The organism is Sphingobium sp. SG1, from assembly GCF_057063145.1.
The window spans coordinates 192,334-211,344 of sequence record NZ_JBVVOJ010000005.1; the positions used below are offsets into that span (position 1 = coordinate 192,334).

Sequence of the window (19,011 nt, forward strand, 5' to 3'; positions counted from 1 at the left end):
ATCGCCGCTCAGCTTGCAAGCGCGTCGTAGAAATCCCGCGTCAAACCGGCCTGCCGACGCGCCGAGTCGTTGAACGGTGGCTTAACGCTCCCCCGAAAATGGCGTTTCACAAGGATTTGGTAATGTTTGACGGGGTCTAGGCCCAATCGGTTCGTCGCCTGGCTGAACCATGTCGTCCCGGCCGACACATGGCGAACCTCATCCGTCATAATCCGCTGCAACATCCTTGCGGATATATGGTCGCCCACCCCCTCGAACCGCGCGATCGTCGACGGCGTGATGTCCAGCGCACGGGCCTCCAGCACCATCGGCACCACGGCCAGCCGCGCCAGCGCATCGCCCGACGTCTCGCTCGCCGCCTGCCACAGCCCGTCATGCGCGGGTAGCGCGCCATAATGGCTGCCCAGCTGCCGCAGCCGCCGGTCGAGCAGCGCGAAATGCATCGCCTCGTCCGCGCCGACCCGCATCCATTCATCGGTAAAGCCTGCCGGAAATTCGCCGCCGAACCGCCCGATCAGGTCGAACGCCAGGTCGATCGCGACAAACTCGATATGTGCCAGCGCGTGCAGCATCGCGATCCGCCCGCGATCCGTGCCCATCTTGCTGCGCTTGGGCATTTGCCCCGGCGGCAGCAGTTCGGGCGCATCGGGCCGGGCCGGCCGATCGGGCATCGCCACGTCGAACCGATGCGCCAGCCGGCCCAGTCGCCAGCTACGCGCCACCGCCCGCGCCGCCATCAGCTTGGCGGTCGGGTCGGCAATGGTCAGCACATGGGCGCAACCCGCGCCCACGGAATCAATCGCAGGTGGCAGGGTCAAAGCGCCTTCGCCGCCTCCAGCACCTCGGCGGCATGGCCCTTGACCTTCACCTTGGGCCAGACCCGCACGACCTTGCCGTCTGCGTCCGCCAGGAAGGTCGCCCGCGCGATCCCCATATATTGGCGGCCATAGAGCGACTTTTCGACCCAGGTACCAAATGCCTCGCAGGCCGTGCCCGGCTCGTCCGACGCCAGCGTCACCGCCAGCCCATATTTGTCGCCGAACTTCTTGAGCTTTGCCGGCTTGTCCTTCGACACGCCAACCACCGCCACGCCCAGCGCCGCAAATTCGCTCGCCAGTTCGGTGAAATCCTTCGCCTCGCTAGTGCAGCCGGGCGTATCCGCCTTGGGATAGAAATAGACCACCACCGGCTTGCCGCGATAGCGCGCCAGGCTGAAATCGGCGCCATCCGCATCCTTCAGCGCCACGTCGGGCAGCATCGCTCCCTGTTCAAGCATCTTGATCCTCCTGATAGGGCGCGGCCAGCGCGCGCCATGCGTCGCCGACGCTTTGCCGGGCCTTGGCATAGCTTTCAAGCAGCGCGTCCCAATCGGTCGCGCCACAGGCCCGAGCGACCAGCGGCCGGGTCGCCTCCGGCGGCTCGGTCGACTTGGGCGATACCAGCCGCGACACGATCAGGAAGCGGGTGATCAATTCCTGCGCCGGGATCAGCGCGGCGGGCAGATGGCCGGCCGCCACCAGCTCGGCCAGCGCCTCGCCCAGATCCGGGTCGAACCCCAGGCGATAATGGAACTGGCTGATGTGGATCAGAAACTCGATGTCGACCAGCCCGCCGGGCACCAGCTTGACGTCCAGCTCGCTTGCCGGCGGCTTGTGCCGGGCAATGTCGCCGCGCATCTTCACCGCCTGCCGCGCCAGTTCGTCGAAGTCGCGCGGTCGTTGCAGCGTCTCGGTCAGGATCGCCTCCAGCGCGCTACGCGCCTGCGGCGATCCGAACACCGGCCGCGCCCGCGTCAGCGCCAGATGCTCCCAGGTCCAGGCTTCCTCGCGCTGATATTTGGCGAAACTGTCGAGGCTGACCGCCAGCAGCCCCTGCGCGCCCGACGGCCGCAGCCGCGTATCCACCTCATAAAGCGGCCCCGCCGCCGTCGATACCGACAGCGCATTGGTGATCCGCTGGCCGAGGCGGTTGAAATATTGGGTAGCGCCCAACGGCCGCGCCCCATCCGATTCCCCCAGGAAATCACCGGTGAAGAGGTAAACTAGGTCCAGGTCCGATGCGTGAGTCAGCACCCCGCCGCCCATCCGCCCCAGCGCCAGGATCACCATCTCGCCGCCCGGCACCTTGCCATGCGCGCTCTCGAACTCGGCCACGGTGGCGCCCGCCAGCGCCTCGATCGCCGCTTCCGCAACCCGGCCATAACCGCGCCCGGCCTCCAGCGGATCGCCGCCCCGCACGATCTGCACGCCCAGCGCGAAGCGGCGATCATTCACCCGCTGCCGCACCCGGTCGAGCAACGCCTGATAATCCTCGCCCGCCTCCAGCGCGGAAAATTGCTGCGCCAGGACATCGACCGGCGGTACTGGGTCAAAGGCCGACGCATCGATCAGCCCTTCGAGCAGTTCGACCCGGCGGCTCAGCACATCGGCGAGCGCCGGCGCATGGCTCAATATCTCCGCCAGCAGTTCGACCAGCCCCGGTCGCGCGCCCAGCAGCTTGAAGAAATTGATCGCGCTCGGCAGCCGGCCGATCATGTCGTCCAGCCGGTTGAGCGCCCGCCCCGGATCGGGCGCGGTGGCGATCGCGGGCATCAGCACCGGCAACAGCCGCTCCAGCGCCTCGCGCGACGCGCCGCTGCGCAGCGACCGGATCGTGCCGTCGCGCCAATGGGCGACCCGCGCCGCCGCCCAGTCGGCATCGGCAAAACCCATCTCCTTGAGCTGCGCCTTCAACCTGTCCTCGTCATGCGACAGGCTGCCATCGTCGGGCGCGGCAGTCAGCCGGTCATAATTGGCGCCGACCCACTCGACATGGGGCCGCAGCAGGTCGAGCAATGCCGCCCCGTCAGCCAAGCCATGCAAGCGCGCAACATTGTCCAGCGAGTCCGGATTTTTCGGCAATTCATGAGTCTGGCGATCCTCGACCATCTGCAAGCGATGCTCGATCGTGCGGAACAGGACATAGGCCTCGTCCAACCGCGCGGCCACCTCCGCCTCGATCACGCCGGCCGCCGCCAGCGCCCGCAGCGCCGTGCGCGTATGGCCCGACCGCAAACTAGGGTCGCGCCCGCCATGGATCAGCTGATGGACCTGCGCGAAAAACTCCACCTCGCGAATGCCGCCGCGCCCGCGCTTCAGGTCATAGCCCGGCCCGAACGCCTGCCCCTGCGCATAATGGTCGCGGATGCGCCGGCTGATGTCGGTGATCGCGTCGATCGCGCCGAAATCCAGGCTGCGTCGCCACACGAAAGGACGGATCTGGCGCAGAAAATACTCGCCCAGCGCCATGTCGCCCGCCGCCGGCCGGGCGCGGATGAAGGCGGCCTGTTCCCAGCCCATCGCGGTCGATTCATAATAGCCGATCGCCGCCTCCACCGGCAGCGCGATCGGCGTGGCTTCCGGGGACGGCCGCAGCCGCAGGTCGACGCGAAAGACATAGCCGTCGCCATCGCGCGCGTTCAGTATCTCGCTGACCCGCCGCCCGATCCGCACCGCCGCGTCGGCCACATCCTCCCGCTCGCCATGTGGCAGGGTGGTGGGATCATAGAGCAGGATCGGGTCGATATCGGACGAATAATTGAGTTCCCGGCTGCCATGCTTGCCTAGCGCCAGCACGACGAAGCCCTGTGGCACGGCATCGGGATAGCGTTCGGCAAAGGTCGCGGCCAGCGCCTCCTCCAGCGACTGGTCGGCAAAGTCGGACAGGGTGCGCGTCACCCGGTCCATGTCCCAGGCCCCGGCCAGGTCAGCCGCCGCCGTCACCAGCGCGATCGCGCCGCGCCGCCGCCGCAGCGATTTGGCCACGCCATCCTCCGGCACGCCCTGCGCCTGCGCCGCCGCCATCGCCGCGTCGAAATCGCCCGCCGCCAGCAGCGCGACGACGGCCGGATAGCGGTCCATCTGCCGCGCCAGAAATGGCGAATGCGCGCGTATCCGCGCTTCCAGGTCGATCCAGTCCGTCACGCTTCCGTCTCCTTGTTGACGGCGATATCGCGTCCGAATGCGACGAAATCCAGAAACTTTTGGCTTACATGGCCGTTCTGTCTCTCATGGAAATGCAGCGCAAACCTCTTGGCCGATCGGCACCGGGACGGGACAGCGGCGGCGCCCGCGTCGTCAACGTCGCCCTGCCCCTGCCTTATGAGGGCGTAGGCAAGGCGCTGCGGTCCAGCTTCTCCGCGCAGCGCGACACTCTGCCGGACGACATGCTGGCGCTGCTGGCGAAGCTTGATCAGCATTAACCAATAAAACGCAGACATTTTTTCATGTCTTGCCGCTAAGGCCCGAATCTCTTTCCATTTTCAGGCGGGAATGCGGGTCAATCGATGATGTACAAGGTCTTTGCCGGCGGCACGCTGGTGGTCGCACCGATGATCGTCCTGGCGCTGCAGAATTTCGCGCCGCATCACCAGCCAATCGCCCAGCCTAGCGAGGCACAGCCGGTCGCCACGCCGGTTGCGCCGCCGCCTCCCCCCATCGCCCCCGGTGCGCCCCAGGACTTTGCTGTCCCGTCCTCGGGCGAACCGATGGCCGATGCCGGCCAACCCAGCATTATGCCGCCGCTGGACACGGCCGCGTCCGTCAGTCCGGGGTCATCAGACTCGCCGCCGCCAGGCTCCCCCAACGCCGAACATTGATCGCGCCTACAGCGTCCCCTTGAACGTATCGCATTGGGCCGGATCGCCACTGTCCAGTCCCTTGCGTAGCCAGTTCATGCGCTGCTCGCTGGTGCCATGGGTGAAGCTTTCCGGCACCGGCCGGCGCCCGGCCGACTTCTGCAGTGTATCGTCGCCGATCGACTGCGCCGCCTTCATCCCCTCTTCCAGGTCGCCCGGCTCCATCAGGCCCGTGCGCTTGGCCCAGACGCCAGCATAACAGTCCGCCTGCAGTTCCACCTTCACCTGCAGCGCATTGCCCTGCGCCTCGCTGACGCGGCGCTGCTGCTGGTTCACCTGACCCAGTGTGCCTTCCAGATCCTGGACATGATGGCCCACCTCATGCGCGATCACATAAGCCTGGGCGAAATCGCCCGGCGCACCGAAGCGGTCGCGCAATTCGGTGAAGAAATCGGTGTCGAGATAGACCTTCTGGTCGTTCGGGCAGTAAAATGGCCCCATCGCGCTCTGTGCCGCGCCACAGCCCGACGTACCGCTCTGCGCATAGAAGGACAGGATGGTCGGCTGATAGGTCTGGCCCGCTTCCTTGAAGATCTGGCCCCAGACCCGCTCGGTCGATCCCAGCACCTTCAATGACCAATGCTGGATCTCGGTCAGCTTGCTCGCATCCTGGCTGCCCGCCGGCGCGCTCTGCGGCGCCTGCTGCTGCACGCCGCCACCCCCGCCCAGCAGGCTCAGCGGATTGACGCCCATCACCGCCAGGATGATCAGCACCACGACGATGCCGCCACAGCCGAAGCGACTGCCGATCAGCGGCAGCAGCAATCCCAGGCCGCCCATCCCGCCGCCGCCGAAACCGCCACCGCGCCCGTCCTGCACCTCGAAATTGCTGCTTTCCTGTTCGTCGTCGAGCCGCACCCTGGCCTCCCTCGCATCCTGTTCCCGTGCCTACTGCATAACCGGCTGGCTGCAAACCATCGGCTGACGATGCACGTTCCATCGACGGGAAGGACTTTGTTACGAGACATTAAGTTGGAATGGCCGGACCAAAACCTATATTGCAGTGCGACATGGCCGACACCGAATCCCGACCGCGCCGCCGCGCCACCACGCCCCTCCCCCTCCCCCGCGAAGTCGCATTGCTGTTGCAGGGGGGCGGCGCGCTCGGCTCCTTCCAGGCTGGCGTCTATCAGCGGCTCGATGAACTGGGGGTCGATGTCAGCTGGGTCGCGGGCATTTCGATCGGCGCGGTCAATGCCGCGATCATCGCCGGCAACCCACCGCACCGGCGCCTGAGCCAGCTCAAGAAATTCTGGCTGACCGTCTCGGGCGGCATGCCCAACATGATCCTGCCAGAAATCGACCATATCCGCGAGGCCGCCCATCTGATGGCCGCGGGCACGGTCGCGACCCTGGGCGTGCCCGGCATGTTCCGCCCGCGCCTGTGGCCCGCGCCGCTGATGCCCGAAGGATCGGCCGGCGCGATCAGCTTCTATGACAGCGCGCCCTTGAAGGACACGCTCGACGCCTGTGTCGACTGGGATCTGCTCAATGACGGGCCGGTCCGCCTGTCGGTCGGCGCGGTCGATGTCGAGACCGGCAATTTCGCCTATTGGGACACGCGCGGTCCAGGTGGCAACACCCGCATCGACGCGCGCCATATCATGGCCTCGGGCGCGCTGCCCCCCGGTCTTCCCCCGGTCGAGATCGATGGGCGCTGGTATTGGGATGGCGGCATCGTCTCCAACACGCCGCTCGCCCATGTCCTCAACCACCAGACCGACGACATGCTGGTATTCCAGGTCGATCTCTTCCCGGCCGAAGGGCCGATGCCGCGGCAGATGACCGATGTCTATTCGCGCATGAAGGACATCCAGTATAGCAGCCGCACCCGCCAGGTGACCGACCAGTATCTGCGCCTGCGCCGCGAGCATGGCGCGATCAAGGCGCTGCTCGACAAGCTGCCGCCCGAACTGCAGGACGGGCCGGAGGCGCAGAAGCTGCGCGACATGCTCGATGGCGGATCGGTCAACATCGTCCACCTCATCTACCGCACCCGCGCCTGGGAAAGCGGCGCGAAGGATTTCGAATTTTCCCGCGCGACCATGCTCGATCATTGGAGCCAGGGCCGCGAGGCGGTGGAGGAAGTGATGCACAAGGGCGACCTCATCGCCCGCAACATTCTCGACGGAAAGAGCGCGACCTTCGATCTCGACGCGCCGGATCATCTCAAGGAGAAAATGGCATGAGCAAGTCCCTCGCTGGCAAGACCGCCCTGATCACCGGTTCCACCTCGGGCATCGGGCTTGCCTATGCCAAGGCGCTGGCCGGCGAAGGCGCCAATGTCGTGATCAACGGCTTTGGCGACGCGGACGGAATCGAGAAGGAACGGCTCGGCCTTGAAGCTCTTTCGGGCGCCAAGGCGCTCTACAGCGGCCATGACCTGACCAAGGTCGACCAGATCGAGGCGATGATGCAGGAAGCGGCCGATGCCTTCGGCGGTATCGACATCCTCATCAACAATGCCGGCATGCAGCATGTCGCCCCGGTCGAGGAATTCCCGCTCGACAAATGGGATCTCATCATCGCGCTGAACCTCAATGCCGCCTTCCACACCACGCGCCTCGCCATTCCTTACATGAAGGACAAGAAGTGGGGCCGGATCATCCAGACCGCCTCGGCCCACTCGCTGGTCGCCTCCCCCTTCAAGAGCGCCTATGTGACCGCCAAGCATGGCCTCAACGGCTTCACCAAGACGGTCGCGCTGGAAGTCGCCACCTTCGGCATCACCGCCAACTGCATCTCGCCCGGCTATGTCTGGACTCCGCTGGTCGAAAACCAGATTCCCGACACGATGAAGGCGCGGAACATGACCCGCGAGCAGGTGATGAACGACGTGCTGCTCGCCGGCCAGCCGACCAAGCAGTTCGTCACCGCCGAACAGGTCGCCGCCACTGCCCTCTATCTCTGCAGCGACGCCGCCGCCCAGATCACCGGCGCCAATCTCTCGATCGACGGCGGCTGGACCGCCCAATAGGGGCGGGCCAGCGGCCTATTCCAGATCAAAGCGGAACAATGGCCCGGCGGTGCGCATCCGCACCGACTGACGGCGCAGTGTCGCCAGCAGGTTTTTAGGCATTTCCCGGCGAAGCGGGCCATCCGAGTCCACAATAAGCGTCTTCACGCCCCATTTCCGGGTAATCACAAGCCGCTGAGACCGGGTCAATTCGGGCCGGAACAATGCCTCCAGATCTTTCTGGCGCACGGCAAGGTCGGTGATCATCGGCTCTGGCCAGGGCACTGACATCACGCGCTGTCCCGTCGCCACCACAGGCCACGCGACGACGTCCCACGCTGCCACCGGCTGTTGGTCGGGAATATCTGCCGTCAAGCGTTGCGCCTGCGCATATGCATTGCCCCGCTTCGCATTATCTCCAGTCTCGATCATCAGATAGGAAATGGTCACCATCAGATGCCAGGCGATGCACAGGCTGGCAAAGGTGAACCAGCCCAGTTGTTTCGCATCACTCATGGCGGACCAGCGCCGTGCCAGCATCAGAATCAGGCCTGCCAGGCCAATTTGCAGCATCAGTACCAGCGGGGGCGCAAAACGGGTGGCGACCAGGACGCCATAGGCGCCGGTTGCGAACAAAAGGCCAAAGCCGGCAATGCTCGCCATTATCGGCCATGCCCGGCGGCGACATTCAGGCTGCCAAAGGCCAATCAGCCCCAGGCTTGACGGAAAGAGGATCAGGAACAGACGGGTCGGCGCATAGAAATTGATTCCCCCTGTCCAGGTCGCATTTCCGGTTTTTACCATGGCGACAAAGGGATTATGATAAGGCCAAAGCGCCGCCAGGCCGAGACCGACCGTCATCGCCAGGATCACCGTCAGTCGGTTGCGCCAACAAGAGTGGGGCCAGAGGAGGATGAATGCCCCCGCAACCATGAAGCCGATTCCCGCCCCCAACTGGTGGGTGGCGAACATCAGAGCCGTCAACGGCGTCACAATCAGCGCAGCCGCGGGGCGAGCCAGCGCCTGGATCACCAGCGCCCAAAGCAGCAGGGACAAGGCGATTAGCAGCACCGCAGGATAGGCAAGCCCCTCGATCAGCGTCTCGATCGAATGAAAGCCGGTGTGACTTATCGGGAAAGACCATCCCAATGCCATGGCCATCATTAATGCCATCGGTGCCCAGCGATCCCGAAAGAAAGACAGAGCGAAGGCGCGAATTCCAACGACCAGCAAGGTAGCGGTGACGAAGCCGCCAGCCGCGATCGCCTGCCATCCATTCCATCCCATCAACCGAGCCAGCATGGCCATTCCAACCCAATAGGGGTGGAAATGTCGGGAGCCCTCTTGCCCTGGCAAAAAGGGGTTCTTCGGATTCCAGGGATTTTCGATCAACGCATCGACGGCCGCCAGATGCTGCCACAAATCCCGCGATGTCTGATAGAGGAAATGGCCATGCGCCGCATAGATCGCAACCATGCCATAAAGCAGCACGGCTACGATCCAGTAGCAGCGATCTGGATAAGCGCCGATGGCATCGCGCCATCGGTTCGCAAACCCCGACGGGGCCGACGCCAGGCTTGCCATGGTTCAGGCCGCCAGACGGGCCACAAAATGCAGGCGCCGATCGAAGAACCAGGAAAAAGGCGCCGGATATAGCCCTATCTTTTCCTGCATGCGTTCCACCTTAAGGTTCAGCCGCGACCAGATGCCGCGCCATTCACTGTCAGACAGATAATTATAGGGTAATACAACGCCATGGGACGCATTGCCGACCCAGTCCATGAAGCGCAGCGTCACATTGGCGAACACCCCTTCACGCAGATGGTCCTTGATGATGATACCCTGCTTGGAAACGCGCTTGGCCTCGGCCATCAGAGCATCGGGCGCCTCGGTATGGTGCAGGACGTCGACGAACAGCGCCACGTCGAAATGTCCATCTCCCCAGGGGATGCTGGCACCGTCAAATGCGGTCACGGGGATATCGGTCCCCGGTCGCACCAGCACGTCGATCCCCTCGATCGACACGTCGGGGCGCAGCGCCATGATCGCCTTGGCCAACGTCCCGCTCCCGCAGCCGATGTCCAGTACACGGGCATTTTCGGGGATAAAATCGGCGATCGTCGTCGCCAGCACGACAACGCGCCGGTTAAAGACAGCCTTGGCATGCGCCTTGGTGTGGAAATTCCGCAGGACGCTCATTCGTAAATCTCCTTAGCGCGCGCCGGATGCGACAAAAGCTCCAGCAGGAAGGATGTTAGGGCAAGTTGAAGACCGACCCCCATCAGCAAGATCGAGGGAATGGACAGGCGCATCAGCGTTTCCGGTCGCATCGCGCTGAAGCCGACATCTGCCCAGGAAAATAGTGCCGCCAACGCACCGACAAATCCAGCCAGCAGCATCACACCGCCGCACAGACAAGCTCTGTCGACGCTCAACCATGATTTCACTCGACGGACCAGCCGACCTTCGGGCCAATAGCGTTCCCGCGCACCAAAATGGCTGGCCAGGATGCCGAAACTCAGAAGCTGCGACCCGATGAGGACAGCAGCAGCGGCAAACAACATGGTATGGATGCTCAGCGTGATGCCACCGGCGCGTATATCGCCAGGCAAAAGCGCGGCAATGGCGGCCATGCCCAGGACCAGCATCGCACTACCCGGATGGATGAACAGCCAGCGCGGCGAAAAGATCAGCAAAAATTTCAGATGTCGCCAACCGTCGCGCCAACTGCGCAAGTGCGGCGGCCGTGACCGGCCATCTTTGGCCAGCGTCGTTGGCACTTCCTCCATGGACAGGCCGACCAACTGCGCCTTGACGATCATTTCAGAGGCATATTCCATGCCGCCCGAGGACAAACCCAGATCGAGTATCGCCGTGCGGCGAAAGGCACGTAAGCCGCAATGGAAATCGCCGATCGGCGCGGCATAAAGAACTCGTCCAGCGAAGGAAAGGATCGGATTGCCGAGATAACGGTGCAGCGGCGGCATCGCTCCCTTGCCGATGCCGCCTCGAAAGCGGTTGCCAATGACCAGATCCACGCCGTCGCGCAACCGTTCCACGAACGGCATCAAGCTCATGAAATCATAGCTGCAATCGGCATCTCCCATGGCCACGAAAGTGCCGCGCGCTGCCGCGATGCCAGCGCGCAGGGCAGCGCCGTAGCCGCGCTCGGAAACTGCCACTATTCGTGCCCCACCACCGATCGCAATCGCGGTCGAACCATCGGTCGAACCATTGTCCGCAACGATCACCTCGCCCGCTATCGCGTAGGCGGTCAGAAAACGCTGCGCACGATCAATCACCTGTGCCAGCGTTTCCGCCTCGTTGAGACAGGGAATGACGATGCTCAATTCAATCTCAGGCGTGGATTCCGGTACGAAACTGACCGGAACCATGATGGCATCCGCCGCAATGCTGGTGCTCATGATATGTCCCCAGACCCTAACCCGGACCCAGCAATGACACGCCATGGTTAACAAAGTATTTTTACTTGGTTCTTCTTACCCGTCGACTTGCCTCCAAATTACATTGTCCCTTACCCTGCTGGTTAATTCCCCCTTCCTCGCGGACCAGATGGTTCTCGATCCGCATGAATCACGGTTCAGTCCGCCGCCCAGATCACCGGCGTCAATCTCTCGATCGACGGCGGCTGGACCACCCAATAAGCGCCATCGCCCGGTCGATATGACCGGGCACGCGATTGACTCCCCTTCCCCTTTGGCCGCGAACTGACGGTCAAAAGGGGAAGAGGATCGCGCCATGGCGCCAGACCAGTGCCGCATCACCGATCAGGTCGCCATCGTCACTGGCGGCGGTGCCGGCATCGGCCGCGCCATCGCGCTCGCTCTGGCAGAGGCCGGCGCCGACATCGTCATTGCCGACATCATCCCCGAACGCGGCGCGGAAGTGGCGGCGCGCGTTGCGGAGCATGGCCGCGCCTGCCTCGCCATCCCGACCGACATGGCCCAGCCCGATCAGGTCGCGGCGATGGTGGACGCGGCCCAGGCCCGCTTCGGCCGCATCGACATCCTCGTCAACAATGTCGGCGGCGTCGGGCGCAAGAGCTTCCTCGACCAGAGCCAGAACAGCTGGCGCCGCCATATCGACCTCAACCTCGTCTCGATGCTCGCCGCCACCTCGGCCGCCGTGCCGCACATCATCGCCGGCGGGCGCGGCGGCGCCATCATCAACATCTCCAGCATCGAAGGATCACGCGCCGCGCCGGGCTATGCCGTCTATGCCGCGTGCAAGGCGGGGATGAACAATTTCACCCGGACCATGGCGCTGGAGCTGGCCGACCATGGCATCCGCGTGAACGCGATTGCGCCCGATTTCACCACGACGCCGGGCACGCGCGGCAATCCCCCCGGCCCTGTCGACGAAAGGACATGGTTCCCCGTGCCCCCCGCCATGGCCGATGCCACCGCCCGCCGCATCCCGCTGCAACGGCCCGGCATCGACCGCGAATGCGGCCAGGCCGCCCTGTTCCTCGCCTCGCCCATGAGCAGCTACATCACCGGCACCATATTGCCGGTCGACGGCGGCAGTTGGGCCTCGTCCGGCTGGGTCCGCAATGCCGCCGGCCAATGGGTGCTGGTCGAACCGCATGGAGTGTCCGAAGCATGAAGATCAACGTCCCCCTGCCCTTCGACCATGCCGATCTGCCGGGCGAGTTCGGCACGATGGCCGCGGTCGCCGAAATCGGCCGCACGATCGAGCGGGCCGGCTTCCACGCCGGCCTCGTCACCGACCATCCGGTGCCGACCGGCCGCTGGCTCGACGCCGGTGGCCATCATGCCCAGTCGCCCTTCGTCATGCTTGCCCTGCTCGCCGCCCATACCACGACCCTGCGGCTCCAGACCGGCATCCTCGTCCTGCCCTATCGCAACCCCTTCATCGTCGCGCGCGACATCACCACGCTCGACGCCTTCGCCGGCGGCCGGGTGACCCTCAGCGTCGGCGCGGGCTATCTCAAGGGCGAATATCGCGCGCTCGGCGTCGATTTCGAGCAGCGCAACGAGCTGATGGACGAATATCTGCGCGCCATCCGCGCCGCCACGACCGGCGAGGAGTTTGTCTTCGAGGGCAACGGCTATCAGGCGTTCGGCAATCGCATCATCCCCGGATCGCCGCAAAAGCCCGGCCTGCCCCTCTATGTCGGCGGCAATGCCAGGCGCGCGATCCGCCGCGTGGTCGATCTCGCCGACGGCTGGAACCCCTTCTTCACCGCCGGCGGCGGGGTCAACAGCGCCACCACCCGCACCGCCGCGATGGAGAACGAGGCCGATCTGCAGGCCGGCATCGCCTATATGCGCGACTATGCGGCGCAGGTCGGCCGCACCGCTTTGCCCGACGTGATCCTGGGCGGCGTCAACAAGCCGGGCGAGGATCTGTCCAACCAGCAGATCGTCGACCGCATCGGCACCTATGCGCAACTGGGCGTCACCGCCTGCGGCGTCACGGTCAAGGGCCGCACCCGTTCTCAATGGTGCGACAATGCCGCCCGCATCGGCGAAGAGGTGATCGCGAAAATCTAGGGAACGCCGATCACCGTTTCGGGCTGCTCGGGATAGGCACGCAGCAGCGCGTTGCACAGCGCCGTGGCAGCACTAGCCCGCTTGTCGGCTGGGCGCACCGTCACCGCACTACCGCTCCAGATCACCGCCGCGTCGCCGCGCCGGTGCATGCGCATCTCCAGCTCGGTGCGTTCCAGCGCGACATGGCGCGTCTTGCCGGACGGCACCGCCAGCGAGAGGCTCGATCCGACCGCGCCGGATACGCCGCCAGGCATCAGGTCGGAATTGCTCTTTTCGACCTTGCCGGTCCCGGTCCCGACCTCGGACGCGCGGATCACCAGTTCCATGACCAGCGCGGCATGGCCGTCGTCCAGCAAGGTGAAGCCCTTGTCCGACAGGGCCAGGGTGGCCGCATCGACAAAGGCGTCGGCCGCGCCCGCCTGCCCGCTCGCATCCTCCCGCATGGACACCGATATGGTGCCGCCGCTCGGCACATCCGCCGCCGATGCCATCGCCGGCAGCAGCATCGCCGCCGCCGCCATCAGCATGGATCGCGCCCATTTCCACGCGCCAGGCAATCGCTTCTGATCCATCAAGGCTCGATCATCCATCCCAAGCCGAACAGGTCGGCGGCCAACACCCCATGCCTAGCCCAGCGGCAGCCCGCCGACAATCGCGCGCCCTCATCGGTCCCGCCGCTCCAATCTCACACGATATTCATTTGCCTTCCCGCGCGCGGCATGACAGCGGCGGAGCATGACGAACCGATCGCCCCGCCATCCGCTCCTGATCGCGCTGCTGCGCTGCAAGCCGGTGCTCGACTTCATCGGCGACGATCCCGACGCGAAGCCCCTCGCCCGCAATATCGGCCTGTTCCAGCTGACCATGCTGGGCGTCGGCGCGACCATCGGCACCGGTATCTTCGTGGCGCTGACTACCGCCGTGCCCGAGGCGGGGCCGGCGGTCACGTTGTCCTTCGTCATCGCCGGCATCACCGCCGCGCTGACCGCGCTCTGTTATGCCGAAATGGCCTCGGCCGTGCCGGCGTCGGGCTCCTCCTATTCCTATGCCTATGCGACCATGGGCGAACTCGCCGCCTTCCTGATCGGCAGCTGCCTGCTGCTGGAATATGGCGTCTCCGCCTCCGCCATCGCGGTGGGATGGGGGCAGTATCTCAACGAACTTCTCTCGATCAGCACAGGCTGGCGCCTGCCCGACATCATCGCCCGGCCGCCCGGCGCAGGCGGTATCGTCAACCTGCCCGCCGTGCTGCTGGTGGGCCTGTGCCTCATCCTGCTGCTGCGCGGCACGCGGGAATCGACCACCGCCAACGCCATATTGGTGATCGCCAAGCTGGCCGTGCTGGCGCTGTTCGTCGCGGTCGCGCTCGCCCATTTCCAGCCGACCAACTTCCATCCCTTCGCGCCCAAGGGCATGGTCGGCATCGGCGCTGCGGCCTCCTCCATCTTCTTTTCCTATATCGGCATCGATGCGGTCTCGACCGCCGGCGAGGAAGTGCGCAATCCGCGCCGCGACCTGCCGCTCGCCATCATCCTGTCGCTGCTGATCGTCACCGCCGCCTATATATTGGTCGCGGTCGCGGCGATCGGCGCCCAGCCCTGGACCGAATTTGCCGGGCAGGAAGCGGGCCTCGCCGTCATCCTCCACAACCTCACCGGCGCGGGCTGGCCGGCGGTGATCCTGTCGCTGGGCGCCATCGCCTCGATCTTCAGCGTCACTTTGGTCGTGATCTACGGCCAGACCCGCATCCTCTATGCCATGGGCCGCGACGGGTTGCTCCCCGCCTTTTTCTGCCGGGTCGATCCGGTGCGCCATGTGCCGCGCCAGAATACGTGGATCGTCGCGATCGGCGTCGCCCTGCTCGCCGCCTTCGTGCCATTGGACGTGCTGGTCAACCTCACCAGCATGGGCACGCTGATCGCCTTTGCCACCGTGTCGATCGGCGTCATCATCCTGCGCAGCACCCGGCCGGACCTGCCGCGCGGCTACAAGGTGCCCTTCTATCCGGTCCTGCCGATCGCCAGCACGCTCTTCTGCGCCTATCTGATCTTCGGCCTGCCGGCCGACACCTATGCGCTGTTCGCGGTCTGGGTTGCTGCTGCCGCCCTGCTCTATTTCGGCTATTCGATGCGACGCTCGGCACTGGCCCAGCGCTGATCGTTCACCTTCGCGATACGCGCGGCAAGAAGATGATCGGGTCGATATCCAGCACCGGCTTTGCCGGGGCCGGCGCAGCGACCTTGGCCACGGCATCCGCCGCCGCCATCTGCTCGATCGTCAGCGAGGGATGCAGCCGATCCCTGGTCACCGTCACCAGCCCGCCCAGGCTGGTCATCCCGAACAGCTTCTGGGCAAAGGCATAGGGCAGGCGGATGCAGCCATGGCTGGCCGGATAGCCCGGATTATGCCCGGCATGCAGCGCAATGCCGTCCCAGGTCAGCCGCTGCATGAAGGGCATGGGCGCATTGCTGTAGAGATTGGACCGGTGCCACTGATTCTTCTGCAGGATCGGATAGTCGCCGATCGGCGTGCTGTGCCCGGCCATGCCGGTCGACACGCTCGCCATGCCGATCAACCGGTCGCCGCTATAGACATGGGCCATCTGTCGATCGATGCTGATGACCAGATGGATCGGCCCGTCGAGCGGCCCCTCCTCCAGCCAGCGATAGCCACCCGGCGCCAGTGCGCCGGCCTTGGCCGCCGGCCGCGCGCGCTTGACCGGTGCGGCCGCCTGCACCGGCAGCGACAGCGCGCCAACAAGCAGGAACAGGCTGGAAAGGCCGGAACGGGCGAAGGACATGAATCCCTTCTTAAGCATGCGCCACACCCGCGCCAGCCCTCAAATCATCCCGATCCCGCCCCGCGACGGGACAGCATCGTCAGATCAGCAGCAACTGCGCCACCGGCGAAAAACTGCGCCGGTGCAGCGGCGTCGGGCCATGCTCACGCAGCGCCGCCATATGCTTGGCGCTGCCATAGCCCTTGTTGCTCTCCCACCCATAATGCGGATGCTCGGCGGCCGCCGCGATCATGATCCGGTCGCGCTCTTCCTTGGCCAGGATCGATGCGGCGGCGATCGACAGGCATTTGGCGTCGCCCTCCACCACCGCGGTCGAGGGCCAGCGCCAGTTGGGACAACGATTGCCATCGACCAGTACATGGGCGCAATCCTGCCCCAGCGCCTCCACCGCGCGGGTCATGGCCAGCATCGTCGCCCATAATATGTTGAGTTCGTCGATCTCCGCGACGCTGGCGATCCCCAGCCCCCAGCACAGCGCGCGGACCTTGATCTCCCCCTCCAGCGCGGCACGGCGCTTGGCGGTCAGCTTCTTGGAATCATTGAGGCCCTCGGGGCAATCCTCCTGCCGCAGGATGACGGCGGCCGCGACCACCGGCCCCGCCAGTGGCCCGCGCCCGGCTTCGTCCACCCCCGCCACCAGGCCGGGATGATGGATCAGTTCATGCGCAAAATCAGGCATAGGCGTGGAAGCCGAAGGGGTTGCCCATCGGGCCATGGCCCGCGCCAAGCCCCGGCGCCAGCGCCAGTGCCTCGCGCACATATTTGCGGCCACGTTCGACCGCCTCGATCAGGTCCAGCCCCTGCCCCAGACCAGTCGCGATCGCGCTCGCCAGGGTGCAGCCGGTGCCATGACTGTGCCGCGTGTCGATCCGCGCATTGCTCCACGCCTTGCGCACGCCCTGCGGCCCGATCAGCCGGTCGGTCAGCATCGGCCCCTCGCCATGGCCACCCTTGGCCAGCACATGGGTGGCGAAACGGATGGCGATCTCCTCGCCGCCCAGCGCCGCCAGTTCGGGGATATTGGGCGTCACCAGCGTGGCGATGGCCATCAGCCGCTCGAACGCCGCGATCGTCGCATCGTCGGCCAGCAGCGATCCGCTGGTCGCGACCATGACGGGGTCGAAGACGATCGGCACATTATCGAGCTGCGCCAGCCGCTCGGCCACCGCTGCTGCCGTCTGCGCCGAACCGATCATGCCGATCTTGACCGCGTCGACGCCGATATCGCTGATCACGCTTTCCATCTGCGCCAGCACCATCTCGGTCGGCACCGGGTGGACGCCCTGCACGCCGAGCGTGTTCTGCGCGGTGATCGCGGTGATCGCGGTCATGGCATGGCCGCCCAGCAGCGTGACCGTCTTGATATCCGCCTGGATACCGGCGCCGCCGCCACTGTCCGACCCGGCAATGATGAGAATGCGGGGCACGCTCATCCCTTGAACTTGCGCTCCGTGGAGGCGGGGTTGTTCGCCAGCGCCTTCCCCATCCGGGTCGGCCGGTCCATCAGTTCGCCGCCGCAATTGGGGCAGCGATCGTCCAGCGCCTCGGCACAGGGCGCGCAATAGGTGCATTCGAACGAACAGATGAACGCGCCGGGCTCATCGGCCGGCAGGTCAGTGCCGCAGCGTTCGCAATCGGGACGCATTTCAAGCATCAGGCCGCCGCCTTCTCGACCGCGGCGCAGATACGCTCGACCACGTCCTTGACCTGATCCTCGCGGTCGCCTTCCGCCATGACGCGGATCACCGGTTCGGTGCCGGACGGACGGATGACCAGCCGGCCCGACCCGTTCAGTTCAGCCTCGGCCTGGGCGATCACGCGTTGCACCGCCTCATCCTCCAGCGGCTTGCCGCCGGCGAAGCGGACATTCTTGAGCAATTGGGGCACCGGATCGAACTGGTGCAGCGTCTCGCTCGCCGGCTTGCCCGAGCGGACCAAAGCGGCCAGCACCTGCAGCGCCGCCACCGTGCCGTCGCCGGTCGTCGCATAGTCCGACAGGATCATGTGGCCGGACTGTTCGCCGCCAACATTGAAGCCACCCTCGCGCATCCGCTCCAGCACATAGCGGTCGCCGACCTTCGTCCGCTCCAGGCCGATGCCCTGCCCGGTCAGGAAGCGCTCCAGTCCCAGGTTCGACATGATCGTCGCCACCAGCCCACCGCCGCGCAGCGTGCCGGCGCGGGCGAAATTGGAGGCAATCAGCGCCATGATCTGGTCGCCGTCGACAATCTGGCCCTTTTCATCGACCACGATCAGCCGGTCGGCGTCGCCGTCCAACGCGATGCCAATGTCGGCGCCGGAGGAGACGACGGTTTCCTGGCACAGCAGCGGCGCGGTCGATCCGCAGCCGTCATTGATATTGGTGCCGTTGGGCGTGACGCCGACCGCGACCACTTCCGCGCCCAGTTCCCAGAAGGCCGACGGCGCAACCTGATAGGCGGCGCCATTGGCGCAATCGACCACGATCTTGAGGCCGTCGAGGCGCAGGTCAGCGGGGAAGCTGGACTTGACCGCATGGATATAGCGGCCACGCGCATCCTCGACGCGGCGGGCGCGGCCGATATCCTTGGATGCGGCCAGCGGCACATCCTGATTGAGCAGCGCCTCGATCTTCAGCTCATCCTCGTCCGACAGCTTGTAGCCATCCGGACCGAACAGCTTGATGCCATTGTCATAATAGGGATTGTGGCTGGCCGAAATCATGACGCCCAGGTCGGCGCGCATCGAATGGGCCAGCATGGCGACGGCCGGCGTCGGGATCGGGCCGAACTGGACCACGTCCATGCCGACCGCGGTGAAGCCCGCAACCAGCGCATTTTCGACCATATAGCCCGACAGGCGGGTATCCTTGCCGATCACCACCCGGTGGCGATGGCTGCCGCGCTGGAAATGGGTGCCGGCCGCCATGCCGACCTTCATCGCCAGTTGCGGCGTCATCGGCCACTGGTTGGTGCGACCACGAATACCGTCAGTGCCGAAATATTGTCTGCTCATGCGATCCTGCCCCGGGGCGGCTATGGGTAAAACTCACCTCCCCCATAGC

20 protein-coding genes are annotated in these 19,011 nt (G+C 65.4%); 7 read left to right on the forward strand and 13 right to left on the reverse strand.

Features of this window, described 5'->3' with window-relative positions; genetic code table 11:
• Positions 1–8 precede the first annotated feature (8 nt).
• Genes AC0KVN_RS13700 through AC0KVN_RS13710 form a run of 3 tightly spaced genes read right to left on the reverse strand, consistent with a single transcriptional unit; the run spans position 9 to position 3,962 of the window.
• Positions 9–818 (reverse strand): ferritin-like domain-containing protein, encoded by an 810-nt coding sequence (locus AC0KVN_RS13700; protein WP_435568668.1) that lies wholly within the window; start codon positions 816–818, stop codon positions 9–11.
• Positions 815–1,276, reverse strand: a complete 462-nt coding sequence (gene bcp / locus AC0KVN_RS13705; RefSeq protein WP_097382403.1) for a thioredoxin-dependent thiol peroxidase — start codon at positions 1,274–1,276, stop codon at positions 815–817. Before bcp ends, AC0KVN_RS13700 begins: the two co-directional genes overlap by 4 nt.
• Positions 1,269–3,962, reverse strand: a complete 2,694-nt coding sequence (locus tag AC0KVN_RS13710) for a bifunctional [glutamine synthetase] adenylyltransferase/[glutamine synthetase]-adenylyl-L-tyrosine phosphorylase (RefSeq protein ID WP_435568669.1) — start codon at positions 3,960–3,962, stop codon at positions 1,269–1,271. The genes bcp and AC0KVN_RS13710 overlap by 8 nt, the downstream gene beginning before the upstream one ends.
• An 86-nt stretch (positions 3,963–4,048) precedes the next feature.
• On the opposite strand from AC0KVN_RS13710, the gene AC0KVN_RS13715 reads away from it, so the two are divergent.
• Together AC0KVN_RS13715 and AC0KVN_RS13720 are read left to right on the forward strand one after the other, a co-directional pair.
• Entirely contained in the window at positions 4,049–4,240 is a 192-nt protein-coding gene (locus AC0KVN_RS13715) for a hypothetical protein (RefSeq protein ID WP_037491094.1), read from the forward strand.
• Between the two features lie 84 nt (positions 4,241–4,324).
• Positions 4,325–4,636 carry a hypothetical protein gene (locus tag AC0KVN_RS13720; protein WP_435568670.1) on the forward strand — a complete coding sequence of 104 codons (312 nt, stop codon included), beginning with the start codon at positions 4,325–4,327 and terminating at the stop codon, positions 4,634–4,636.
• 6 nt (positions 4,637–4,642) lie between these two features.
• On the opposite strand, the gene ypfJ is transcribed toward AC0KVN_RS13720, so the two are convergent.
• Positions 4,643–5,533 (reverse strand): KPN_02809 family neutral zinc metallopeptidase, encoded by an 891-nt coding sequence (gene ypfJ, locus AC0KVN_RS13725; protein ID WP_435568671.1) that lies wholly within the window; start codon positions 5,531–5,533, stop codon positions 4,643–4,645.
• Positions 5,534–5,685: 152 nt separating this feature from the next.
• Here ypfJ and AC0KVN_RS13730 point away from each other — a divergent pair, with 152 nt between their 5' ends.
• Positions 5,686–6,864, forward strand: coding sequence for a patatin-like phospholipase family protein (locus AC0KVN_RS13730; protein WP_004210996.1), 1,179 nt, complete (start codon positions 5,686–5,688; stop codon positions 6,862–6,864).
• Positions 6,861–7,652: a 3-hydroxybutyrate dehydrogenase gene (locus AC0KVN_RS13735; protein ID WP_099232602.1), complete on the forward strand. Its 792-nt coding sequence runs from the start codon at positions 6,861–6,863 to the stop codon at positions 7,650–7,652. The genes AC0KVN_RS13730 and AC0KVN_RS13735 overlap by 4 nt, the downstream gene beginning before the upstream one ends.
• Before the next feature lie 15 nt (positions 7,653–7,667).
• On the opposite strand, the gene AC0KVN_RS13740 is transcribed toward AC0KVN_RS13735, so the two are convergent.
• The 3 genes from AC0KVN_RS13740 to AC0KVN_RS13750 are packed head-to-tail and all read right to left on the reverse strand — an operon-like array spanning position 7,668 to position 11,056.
• Entirely contained in the window at positions 7,668–9,215 is a 1,548-nt protein-coding gene (locus tag AC0KVN_RS13740) for a hypothetical protein (protein WP_010337642.1), read from the reverse strand.
• Between the two features lie 3 nt (positions 9,216–9,218).
• Positions 9,219–9,830, reverse strand: coding sequence for a class I SAM-dependent methyltransferase (locus AC0KVN_RS13745; protein ID WP_010337641.1), 612 nt, complete (start codon positions 9,828–9,830; stop codon positions 9,219–9,221).
• A complete protein-coding gene (locus AC0KVN_RS13750; protein ID WP_333884677.1) occupies positions 9,827–11,056 on the reverse strand; it encodes a glycosyltransferase family 2 protein in 1,230 nt (409 codons plus the stop codon). The genes AC0KVN_RS13745 and AC0KVN_RS13750 overlap by 4 nt, the downstream gene beginning before the upstream one ends.
• Positions 11,057–11,390: 334 nt before the next feature.
• Between AC0KVN_RS13750 and AC0KVN_RS13755 the strand changes: the two genes are divergently transcribed.
• Positions 11,391–12,257, forward strand: coding sequence for an SDR family NAD(P)-dependent oxidoreductase (locus AC0KVN_RS13755; RefSeq protein WP_483656149.1), 867 nt, complete (start codon positions 11,391–11,393; stop codon positions 12,255–12,257).
• Positions 12,254–13,168, forward strand: coding sequence for a TIGR03619 family F420-dependent LLM class oxidoreductase (locus AC0KVN_RS13760; RefSeq protein ID WP_435568673.1), 915 nt, complete (start codon positions 12,254–12,256; stop codon positions 13,166–13,168). The genes AC0KVN_RS13755 and AC0KVN_RS13760 overlap by 4 nt, the downstream gene beginning before the upstream one ends.
• Here the strand turns inward: AC0KVN_RS13760 and AC0KVN_RS13765 are convergent.
• Positions 13,165–13,740, reverse strand: coding sequence for a hypothetical protein (locus AC0KVN_RS13765; protein WP_435568674.1), 576 nt, complete (start codon positions 13,738–13,740; stop codon positions 13,165–13,167). The two genes, AC0KVN_RS13760 and AC0KVN_RS13765, sit on opposite strands and share 4 nt — an antisense overlap.
• Before the next feature lie 163 nt (positions 13,741–13,903).
• Here AC0KVN_RS13765 and AC0KVN_RS13770 point away from each other — a divergent pair, with 163 nt between their 5' ends.
• The gene (locus AC0KVN_RS13770; protein WP_435568675.1) at positions 13,904–15,325 is read left to right on the forward strand and encodes an APC family permease; all 1,422 of its coding nucleotides are present in this window, start codon (positions 13,904–13,906) and stop codon (positions 15,323–15,325) included.
• A gap of 4 nt (positions 15,326–15,329) precedes the next feature.
• On the opposite strand, the gene AC0KVN_RS13775 is transcribed toward AC0KVN_RS13770, so the two are convergent.
• The 5 genes from AC0KVN_RS13775 to glmM all read right to left on the reverse strand — a co-directional run bounded on the left by AC0KVN_RS13775 (position 15,330) and on the right by glmM (position 18,962).
• Complete coding sequence (locus tag AC0KVN_RS13775; RefSeq protein ID WP_435568676.1) at positions 15,330–15,968, reverse strand: L,D-transpeptidase family protein; 639 nt, start codon at positions 15,966–15,968, stop codon at positions 15,330–15,332.
• 79 nt (positions 15,969–16,047) lie between these two features.
• Positions 16,048–16,647, reverse strand: a complete 600-nt coding sequence (locus AC0KVN_RS13780; RefSeq protein ID WP_037509721.1) for a ribonuclease HII — start codon at positions 16,645–16,647, stop codon at positions 16,048–16,050.
• The gene (gene thiD, locus AC0KVN_RS13785) at positions 16,640–17,401 is read right to left on the reverse strand and encodes a bifunctional hydroxymethylpyrimidine kinase/phosphomethylpyrimidine kinase (RefSeq protein ID WP_435568677.1); all 762 of its coding nucleotides are present in this window, start codon (positions 17,399–17,401) and stop codon (positions 16,640–16,642) included. The genes AC0KVN_RS13780 and thiD overlap by 8 nt, the downstream gene beginning before the upstream one ends.
• Entirely contained in the window at positions 17,398–17,622 is a 225-nt protein-coding gene (locus AC0KVN_RS13790) for a DUF1272 domain-containing protein (RefSeq protein ID WP_010337632.1), read from the reverse strand. The genes thiD and AC0KVN_RS13790 overlap by 4 nt, the downstream gene beginning before the upstream one ends.
• Positions 17,622–18,962, reverse strand: a complete 1,341-nt coding sequence (gene glmM / locus AC0KVN_RS13795) for a phosphoglucosamine mutase (RefSeq protein ID WP_122927864.1) — start codon at positions 18,960–18,962, stop codon at positions 17,622–17,624. Before glmM ends, AC0KVN_RS13790 begins: the two co-directional genes overlap by 1 nt.
• Positions 18,963–19,011 lie beyond the last annotated feature (49 nt).

What these genes read in the sequence shown, in the direction of transcription:
- bcp (WP_097382403.1), bottom strand. Translation starts at nt 1,276, where the DNA reads ATGCTTGAACAGGGAGCGATGCTGCCCGACGTGGCGCTGAAGGATGCG.
- AC0KVN_RS13715 (WP_037491094.1), top strand. Translation starts at nt 4,049, where the DNA reads ATGGAAATGCAGCGCAAACCTCTTGGCCGATCGGCACCGGGACGGGAC.
- AC0KVN_RS13720 (WP_435568670.1), top strand. Translation starts at nt 4,325, where the DNA reads ATGATGTACAAGGTCTTTGCCGGCGGCACGCTGGTGGTCGCACCGATG.
- AC0KVN_RS13730 (WP_004210996.1), top strand. Translation starts at nt 5,686, where the DNA reads ATGGCCGACACCGAATCCCGACCGCGCCGCCGCGCCACCACGCCCCTC.
- AC0KVN_RS13735 (WP_099232602.1), top strand. Translation starts at nt 6,861, where the DNA reads ATGAGCAAGTCCCTCGCTGGCAAGACCGCCCTGATCACCGGTTCCACC.
- AC0KVN_RS13740 (WP_010337642.1), bottom strand. Translation starts at nt 9,215, where the DNA reads ATGGCAAGCCTGGCGTCGGCCCCGTCGGGGTTTGCGAACCGATGGCGC.
- AC0KVN_RS13745 (WP_010337641.1), bottom strand. Translation starts at nt 9,830, where the DNA reads ATGAGCGTCCTGCGGAATTTCCACACCAAGGCGCATGCCAAGGCTGTC.
- AC0KVN_RS13750 (WP_333884677.1), bottom strand. Translation starts at nt 11,056, where the DNA reads ATGAGCACCAGCATTGCGGCGGATGCCATCATGGTTCCGGTCAGTTTC.
- AC0KVN_RS13755 (WP_483656149.1), top strand. Translation starts at nt 11,391, where the DNA reads ATGGCGCCAGACCAGTGCCGCATCACCGATCAGGTCGCCATCGTCACT.
- AC0KVN_RS13760 (WP_435568673.1), top strand. Translation starts at nt 12,254, where the DNA reads ATGAAGATCAACGTCCCCCTGCCCTTCGACCATGCCGATCTGCCGGGC.
- AC0KVN_RS13765 (WP_435568674.1), bottom strand. Translation starts at nt 13,740, where the DNA reads ATGGATCAGAAGCGATTGCCTGGCGCGTGGAAATGGGCGCGATCCATG.
- AC0KVN_RS13770 (WP_435568675.1), top strand. Translation starts at nt 13,904, where the DNA reads ATGACGAACCGATCGCCCCGCCATCCGCTCCTGATCGCGCTGCTGCGC.
- AC0KVN_RS13775 (WP_435568676.1), bottom strand. Translation starts at nt 15,968, where the DNA reads ATGTCCTTCGCCCGTTCCGGCCTTTCCAGCCTGTTCCTGCTTGTTGGC.
- AC0KVN_RS13780 (WP_037509721.1), bottom strand. Translation starts at nt 16,647, where the DNA reads ATGCCTGATTTTGCGCATGAACTGATCCATCATCCCGGCCTGGTGGCG.
- thiD (WP_435568677.1), bottom strand. Translation starts at nt 17,401, where the DNA reads ATGAGCGTGCCCCGCATTCTCATCATTGCCGGGTCGGACAGTGGCGGC.
- AC0KVN_RS13790 (WP_010337632.1), bottom strand. Translation starts at nt 17,622, where the DNA reads ATGCTTGAAATGCGTCCCGATTGCGAACGCTGCGGCACTGACCTGCCG.
- glmM (WP_122927864.1), bottom strand. Translation starts at nt 18,962, where the DNA reads ATGAGCAGACAATATTTCGGCACTGACGGTATTCGTGGTCGCACCAAC.